Here is a 5,064-nt window from a genome sequence, read left to right on the forward strand (position 1 = left end):
TCTTGGAGATGCCGGGGATCTAGCTCAAACTTGAATACATATAATATGTATTTTGAAAATATCAAATCGGTCAATGGCTGCCGGAGATCCCCGGCATCTTGGAGATGCCGGGGATCTAGCTCAAACTTGAATACATATAATATGTATTTTGTCAATCCCCGATCTCGAAAAGTTTTCTGCACCACTGGGGGTGATGAGGTGACGAGAGAGTTTCCCCTCACCCCATCATCCCCTCACCCCATCATCCCCTCACCCCATCATCACATCATCCCTGTTTTGCGGGAATGGCTTGCATTACTATCGAAGTCAGACCTTCTCGATCGCCGTTTCCCGAACTGACGAAAATCTCATGCTGAAATACGCTTACTTTCCCGGTTGTGTCGCTCAAGGGGCTTGTCGCGAACTGTACGACTCCACGGCGGCCTTAACCCAAGCCCTCAATATCGAATTGGTGGAACTCAAGCGGGCGGCTTGTTGCGGTTCCGGTACGTTTAAGGAGGAGTCGCAACTACTCGAAGATGCCGTCAACGCCCGGAATATCGCCTTGGCGGAGGAGTTAAACTTACCGCTGTTGACTCATTGTAGTACCTGCCAAGGGGTCATCGGACGAGTCGACGATCGCCTCAAAGACGCTCAAACCAACGACCCCCACTATGTCGAGAACCTGAACGACATCCTCGCTAAAGAACATTGTTCCCCCTACCGAGGCGCTACGGAAGTGAAACATCTGTTGTGGGCGTTGGTGGCGGATTTCGGGTTAGAAAAGCTACGAGAGCGGGTGACGCGGAAACTCAGCGGTTTGAAATGTGCGGCGTTTTACGGCTGTTACCTGCTGCGGGCGCAAACGCAATTGGCTTACGACGATCCCTATAATCCGCGATCGCTCGAAAACGTCTTTCAAGTGCTGGGGGCGACGCCAGTCGAATACCCGGGACGCACTCAATGCTGTGGTTGGCCCCTCTCGAGTTACGCCAGCCAACAAGCCTTTGAAATGGCGGGAACCCATTTACAGGCGGCGATCGATGCGGGGGCCGATTGCATGGTGACGCCCTGTCCCCTCTGTCACCTGAATCTCGACTCGCGACAACCGGACGTGGAAGGGGCGATCGGGCGTACCCTCGGATTGCCTGTATTGCACCTGCCACAACTGATCGCCTTGGCATTGGAGATTCCGCCGAAACAACTGGGACTCGATCGACACGCCATCTCTACCCGTCCCGTTTTAGATAAGCTCGGTTTATAGCTCAGTTTAGCGATTCCCAACCGACTTCCGAAATGTCAACTTTGTTAAAGTTTTGCAGCATTTTGTCAGAGGAGCCGGGAGGACAAGATAAACTAAGCCTTAATCCGTGTCGGTATTGGGCGTTCGCGCCCGCCGCACTGCTGCAATATCAAAACCATTCGTTGAGAATCCATTTGGAGTTTTCGATCGATGTCTCATACGGTAAAAATCTATGACACCTGCATCGGATGCACCCAGTGCGTCCGGGCTTGTCCCCTCGACGTGCTGGAAATGGTGCCTTGGGACGGTTGCAAAGCCGGACAAATTGCATCCTCTCCTCGCACGGAAGACTGCATCGGCTGCAAACGTTGCGAAACGGCTTGCCCGACAGACTTCTTGAGCGTCCGCGTGTACCTCGGTGCCGAGACGACTCGCAGTATGGGGCTGGCATACTAACGATCTGATATTTCTCTAAATTGAAGATCGACGGAAAAGGGACGTGAAGACACGTCCCTTTTTCTGTATGAGTTATTTTGTTTACCATACAACTCCAAAAAAGTCAAGGATCGAAATGAGTCTAAATATCTGTGTCTAGATCCCCGGCATCTTGGAGATGCCGGGGATCTGGTGAATACCATTCAGCATTTCCTCATCCCCTCATCCCCTCATCCCCTCATCCCATCAGTTAAACTTCTTTAAAGCGCCCCAGGGCGCGATGTCACAGGAGTGGTGTAATGATGTCACAGGAGTGGTGTAATTATGTGCGGAATCGTCGGTTATATCGGGATGCAGGCAGCCAGCGAGATTTTGTTGGCTGGGTTGGAAAAACTCGAATATCGCGGTTACGACTCCGCCGGAATCGCCACCGTCGGGGAAGGTGAGATTCACTGCGTTCGCGCTAAGGGAAAACTCCAGAACCTTCGATCGAAACTCGAGGGTATCGAAAACCCCTCCCAAATCGGTATCGGACATACGCGATGGGCAACTCACGGTAAACCGGAAGAGTACAACGCCCACCCCCATATGGACGTGGCGCAACGGGTCGCCGTCGTGCAAAATGGCATTGTGGAGAACTTCCGAGAACTGCGCCTGGAACTGCAACAAAAAGGCCACGAGTTCAAATCCGACACCGATACGGAAGTGATTCCACATCTGATCGCCGAACATCTCGCCCATCCTGAATCTGCCGCCCCCGCAACCCTGGCATCTTCGCCGTTCCTCGAAGCGGTTCGTCAAGCGGTGAACCACCTCGAAGGAGCGTTTGCGATCGCCGTCATCAACGCCGACTATCCCGACGAGTTAATTGTGGCACGGCAACAGGCACCGCTCTCGATCGGCTTCGGACAGGGCGAGTTTTTCTGCGCTTCCGACACCCCTGCCTTGATTCCCCATACTCGCGCCGTGTTGACGATGGAAAACGGCGAACTGGCGAAACTGACGCCCTTGGGGGTAGAAATTTACAGCTTTGCGGGCGATCGCATCAAAAAAAGTCCCCGAACCCTCACCTGGAATCCCATCGTTGTCGAAAAACAGGGGTTCAAACATTTTATGCTCAAAGAAATCTACGAGCAGCCCGGAGTGGTTCGGGGATGTTTGGAAGCCTATACTGAAAGTACCTGGGACGCCAGCCACGATACGCCCCCCGTCAACCTCGGACTCGACGAAAGCTTTTACGAAAATCTCGATCGCGTACAAATCCTCGCCTGCGGGACCAGTTGGCACGCGGGATTAATCGGAAAATACCTCCTCGAACAGTTGGCGGGGATTCCCACGATGGTACAGTACGCCTCTGAGTTCCGCTACGCTCCTGCCCCCGTCACCGCCAACACCCTCACCATCGGCGTCACGCAATCGGGGGAAACCGCCGACACTCTGGCGGCGTTGGCGATGGAGAAGGAACGGCGAAAATCCCTGAAACCCGAGTATCAGCCCCGTCTGTTGGGGATTACCAACCGCCCGGAATCTTCTCTCGGATATTTGGTGCCCAACATCATCGACACCCACGCCGGAATTGAAATCGGCGTCGCGGCAACGAAAACCTTCGTGGCGCAGGTGATGGCGTTTTATGCTTTGGCGTTGGATGTAGCCTATCGCCGCCAGATGCTTACCTTAGAGCGGATTCAGGAAATTTTGGGGGGATTGCGACAGCTTCCGGGGCAAATCGAACTGGTGTTAGAAAGTCAGGAACGCTACATCGAGGAGTTAGCCCACGAATTCGGCGATACTCAGGATTTCATTTTCCTGGGGCGGGGGATTAACTTCCCCATTGCGTTAGAAGGGGCGTTGAAACTCAAGGAAATCAGCTATATTCACGCGGAAGGCTATCCCGCTGGGGAGATGAAACACGGGCCCATCGCCCTGTTAGATGCGAAGGTTCCTGTGGTGGCGATCGCCATGGCCGGTTCGGTGTACGATAAGGTTCTCTCCAACGCCCAGGAAGCGAAAGCCCGCGACGCGCGGTTGATTGGGGTGACGCCGATGGACGATAAGGAAGCGGCGGAAACCTTTGACGATTTGCTTCCGGTTCCCGTGGTAGATGAGATTCTCTCGCCTCTGTTGTCGGTGATTCCGTTACAGTTGTTGGCGTATCATATCGCTGCCCGTCGCGGGTTGGATGTGGACCAACCGCGCAATTTGGCGAAGTCGGTGACGGTGGAGTAGCCTTGAGGGGATGAGGGGATGAGGGGATGAGGGGATGAGGGGATGAGGGGTGACGCAGTAAGAAGACCACATCGATCGCATTTCCGCCACATTTTCTCATCTCCTTATCTCATCACCTCATCATCTCCTCACCTCATCATCTCCTCACCTCAATCCTTGGGAGTTCGTCGTGATTTACCAACATACGCAAATCGGTTGGGCGATTCTCGCCGCGTTCGCTGCTGTTGCGGTGTTAATGGTGGGATTGATGCTGATTCGTCCGTCTTTGATTCTCGATATCGGCATTCTCGTTATTTTACTGGCGTTCGCCATTGTCTTCGGAACGCTGACGGTTCAGGTGGGAAACGGGAAAGTTCGCTGTTGGTTCGGGCCGGGGTTGATTCGCAAGGAATTCGATTGGGTGGCGATCGATGATGTTTCTGTCGTCCGAAATCGCTGGTTTTATGGGTGGGGAATTCGCTTGACGCCGGAAGGGTGGATGTTTAACGTTTCGGGGTTCGATGCGGTACAAGTTCATCTGGCGACGGGGAAACGCTTTCGTATTGGAACGGACGAACCGGAGAAGTTGGAAGCGGCGATTCGTCAGGGGATGGAGGAGGTCGATCGTGATGTTTGATTTCTTCACCCGAGAGACACAGAGGACACAGAGGACACAGAGGGTTGTGGAGGGTTCTGAGTTCCCTGAAATTTCCGTTCTCGTCTACCATCAAGACGGAATTTCACAACCCAACTATGACGATTAAGCTCCTCGTTCTGGATGTAGATGGTACGATCGCCGGAAAGTCCAATCAAATTCGCGAACCCGTCAAAGCGGCGATTCGGCGAGTTGCGGCGAACGGCGTCCCGGTTGCGATCGCTACGGGACGAATGTATCGATCGGCGTTGCGCTTTCACCGGGAAATTGAGTCGTTGCTTCCTCTGATTTGCTATCAAGGCGCACTGATTAAAGACCCCAATGGCGATCGAATCCACCGTCACACGCCCCTTTGTCCGAGTTTAACCCGAGAACTCCTCGATTTTTTCGAGAGTCCCCAATGGATCGATCGCCTCTCGGTTCACTTCTATATTGACGATCGCCTCTACGTCCGCGAACTGACCCCAGATACTCGCGCTTACGTGGAACGATGTGAACTACCACTCATCATCGCGAGGCGATTGATGAGTGGCTTCCAGCTTCAATG

5 protein-coding genes are annotated in these 5,064 nt (G+C 53.6%); all 5 read left to right on the top strand.

Features of this window, described 5'->3' with window-relative positions:
• The first annotated feature begins 349 nt into the window (after window positions 1–349).
• Window positions 350–1,243 (top strand): CoB--CoM heterodisulfide reductase iron-sulfur subunit B family protein, encoded by an 894-nt coding sequence (locus ACP5D4_RS16630; RefSeq protein ID WP_428012742.1) that lies wholly within the window; start codon window positions 350–352, stop codon window positions 1,241–1,243.
• Between the two features lie 189 nt (window positions 1,244–1,432).
• Window positions 1,433–1,678 (top strand): photosystem I iron-sulfur center protein PsaC, encoded by a 246-nt coding sequence (gene psaC / locus ACP5D4_RS16635; protein WP_071591997.1) that lies wholly within the window; start codon window positions 1,433–1,435, stop codon window positions 1,676–1,678.
• A gap of 303 nt (window positions 1,679–1,981) precedes the next feature.
• Entirely contained in the window at window positions 1,982–3,883 is a 1,902-nt protein-coding gene (gene glmS, locus ACP5D4_RS16640; protein ID WP_428012743.1) for a glutamine--fructose-6-phosphate transaminase (isomerizing), read from the top strand.
• A 169-nt stretch (window positions 3,884–4,052) separates the two neighbouring features.
• On the top strand, window positions 4,053–4,499 hold the full coding sequence (locus tag ACP5D4_RS16645) for a hypothetical protein (RefSeq protein WP_428012744.1): 447 nt from the start codon (window positions 4,053–4,055) through the stop codon (window positions 4,497–4,499).
• Between the two features lie 116 nt (window positions 4,500–4,615).
• A partial coding sequence (locus ACP5D4_RS16650) for an HAD family hydrolase (protein WP_428012745.1) occupies window positions 4,616–5,064 on the top strand: 449 nt, incomplete at its 3' end.

Source organism: Baaleninema sp. (genome assembly GCF_049974805.1).
In the GTDB taxonomy this organism is placed as follows: domain Bacteria; phylum Cyanobacteriota; class Cyanobacteriia; order Cyanobacteriales; family Geitlerinemataceae; genus Baaleninema.